Annotated in this window: 3 protein-coding genes and 1 pseudogene; 3 read left to right on the top strand and 1 reads right to left on the bottom strand. The window is 55.6% G+C overall.

Going from position 1 to position 2630, the window contains the following annotated elements; translation table 11 throughout:
* The first annotated feature begins 252 nt into the window (after positions 1-252).
* Entirely contained in the window at positions 253-495 is a 243-nt protein-coding gene (locus tag VZP09_RS06005; protein WP_002901096.1) for a DinI family protein, read from the top strand.
* A 170-nt stretch (positions 496-665) separates the two neighbouring features.
* Here VZP09_RS06005 and VZP09_RS06000 read toward each other — a convergent pair whose 3' ends face one another.
* A complete protein-coding gene (locus tag VZP09_RS06000; RefSeq protein ID WP_014907796.1) occupies positions 666-1802 on the bottom strand; it encodes a glycosyltransferase family 9 protein in 1137 nt (378 codons plus the stop codon).
* Here VZP09_RS06000 and VZP09_RS05995 point away from each other — a divergent pair.
* Positions 1797-1953, top strand: a pseudogene (locus tag VZP09_RS05995) (hypothetical protein). The gene VZP09_RS06000 and the pseudogene VZP09_RS05995 sit on opposite strands and share 6 nt — an antisense overlap.
* Positions 1954-2048: 95 nt before the next feature.
* Positions 2049-2549, top strand: a complete 501-nt coding sequence (locus VZP09_RS05990) for a YbaK/prolyl-tRNA synthetase associated domain-containing protein (RefSeq protein ID WP_087791445.1) — start codon at positions 2049-2051, stop codon at positions 2547-2549.
* The last annotated feature ends 81 nt before the right edge of the window (positions 2550-2630 follow it).

Here is a 2630-nt window from a genome sequence, read left to right as displayed (position 1 = left end):
ACACTGAATATATATACAGTAGTTTTGCCAATTTTACCGGTCAATATCGGCTCCAGCTATCAATCGCCAGCACTGAAATAACTCCTTGATGTCAATAGGGGTCTTCTTCAGCGCCAGCGAACCGTTTGCTGCTTTTGCGCGCAGCCCGCCCGCCGCGCGAGGTGGTAGATGCGCNGCGCCGCGGCATTCGCTTGACACTGTACATTAATACAGTAAAACTATCGCCCGCGATCAGCATACAGAGGACAGAAGATGTTTGTGGAACTGATTTATGACAAGCGCAATTTTGCCGGGCTGCCGGGCGCCAGAGAGGCCATTCTTAACGAGCTGACCAAACGCATGCAGCGCATTTTCCCGGAGGCGGAAGTGCGGGTGAAGCCGATGATGACGCTGCCGGCGATCAACACCGACGCCAGCAAGCATGAAAAAGAGCTGATCAGCCGCACGGTGCAGGAGATGTTTGAAGAGGCGGATATGTGGCTCACTGAAGAGTGATCCCGCCCGTCAGTCGCGGCGACCACCTCTTTAAGAGCTTTCCCGGATGTGGCAGAGCCGCGGGCAACAGTACAATAGCGGCGGTTGCAGACTGGCAATGCAACCTTCGCTCACCTGCTGGCTCTTGCATACGGCCAGCAGGTGAGCCCTACCTGTCTCCCCTCATCGCCTCACAGCGTCTCCGGTAGCGCCGCTATAATTCTATCCACTAGCCCGCGATGCTGATGGACCTTCCCGCATTTAACAATGATCTGCCTGGCGTTGTCATAGCCCGGGGCCCACAGCCGGTTATTAAGCAGAACGTCCTTATAGACCGCGATCAGCGGTTTGTTCCACGCCGCCGCCATGTGCACCACCGAGGTGTCCGGGGAGATAATCAGCTCCGCCTGGGCGATCAGCGCCATCGCATGGTGTAACGTGTTAAATGGGTTAATCACCACCTCCGGCGGCAGCGGGATGCGGATCTCGCGCCGGTGATCGAGCAGAATAACCGCGCTCCCCGGATGGCGGGCCAGCAGTTTGTCGAGCAGTTCCGCCAGCTGCGTCTGCGAGAGACTGCGGTCGGCATGGCCGGCAAAAATATTAATCACCACCGCTTTTCCGCTTAGCGACGCCAGATACTGCGCCACCTCCTGCATAATCGGCCCGGGCACCGCCAGGTCGTAAGCGTCCAGCCCGCGGGTGTCCAGTTGGAGATAATCGGCGATCAGCTCGAACGTTTTCGTCACGTGCCAGCGCTGGCAGTCAAAATCAAAAGAGTGGGAGTAGTGCTTAATCGATGGCCATTTATTAAACCCGAGCACNGATTTGGCTTTTATTTGTCGGAAAAGCCGCAGGCGATGCACGGGAATATCGAACAGCGAAGGGTCAATAATAATATCGTACTTATTATTAGCCAGTTCATTAATAACGTCGCGAGGAACGTTATGATTAAATTTACGCAAAAAATCGGCGGACGTGACCGGGTCAGCTTCATAAATATGGCGGATCCGCGGGTTATAACGCATCACCTGGCTGTTAGAGGTCGTCAGCAAAAAATCAACGATATAGCCTGACTGATGCAGGCATTTCACCAGCGCGGAATCCACCACTACATCGCCGACCGCCCCCTCATTGCGCATCAACAGGACGGTTTTCGCAGACGACAAATCTACCGGCTGACGGCGTCGGCGATCCCAGAGCGCTTTCGCCACCCCCACCCGCAGGGCATTACGTACTTTCTTAGTAAAGTAATTCCGCCGTCTGTTGAGCTCCCTTATTTTATTAAATTTCTTGCGTGGGGAACCCTGCATGGTTGCATCGTGCATCATCCTAACCTCATTACGGCAATTATTAATATTCTGTGTCGTCCGATAGAGACTGAGCGAAATAAAAAAAGTTCGATTGAAAATGAAAATCATTCTTTTTTTTATTTACAAAACTCATCTGCGCCTGCGGGATTGCACCACAGCACTGTGAAGTAATAATGAGCGAATGGTGAATTTCCCGGCCCACCGTTGGCAGGCCGGCGCAACAGCGCTAAGCTGGCTGCTTTATGATGTCAGGAGGACGCTATGCTTGAAGCAGTAGAAGGTAATATCCACCAGCGGCTGTGCGCGCTGCTCGACGAGCACCGGGCCCGCTACCGGGTGATGGCGCACGAGGCGGTCGGTCAGTGCGAAGCCGTCTCGGCAATCCGCGGCACCGCGCTTGGCCAGGGCGCGAAAGCGTTAGTCTGTAAAGTGAAAGGAAACGGCGTCAACCAGCATGTGCTGGCGATCCTCGCCGCCGATCGGCAGGCCGACCTCGCCAGCCTGGCCCGGCATATCGGCGGCAGCAAAGCCTCGCTGGCCAGCCCGGCGGAGGTGGAGGCCCTCACCGCCTGCGTGTTCGGCGCCATTCCCCCCTTCAGTTTCCATCCGGCGCTGCGGCTGGTGGCGGACCCGCTGCTGTTTGAACGCTTTCCACAAATCGCCTTTAACGCCGGGCGCCTGGACCGGTCGATCATTCTCGACACCGAAGACTATTTATATATCGCCCGACCAGAGATCGCGACCTTTCGCCGTCTTAGCTAACCGGGCATCCGCCCAGATTTCCGCCGCATGGCGTAAAAATCCTGTTTATTCACGCCACGATGCGTAGAGTAAGCGGGATAT

Source organism: Klebsiella sp. EMBS2024 (assembly GCF_036233805.1).
Classification (GTDB): Bacteria; Pseudomonadota; Gammaproteobacteria; order Enterobacterales; family Enterobacteriaceae; genus Klebsiella; species Klebsiella pneumoniae.
The sequence above is the reverse complement of the archived record's forward strand: the minus strand, read 5'-3'. Positions and strand labels throughout refer to the sequence as shown.

Coding starts and splice junctions, on each gene's coding strand:
- VZP09_RS05990 (WP_087791445.1), top strand. CDS start 2,049: ATGCTTGAAGCAGTAGAAGGTAATATCCACCAGCGGCTGTGCGCGCTG.
- VZP09_RS06005 (WP_002901096.1), top strand. CDS start 253: ATGTTTGTGGAACTGATTTATGACAAGCGCAATTTTGCCGGGCTGCCG.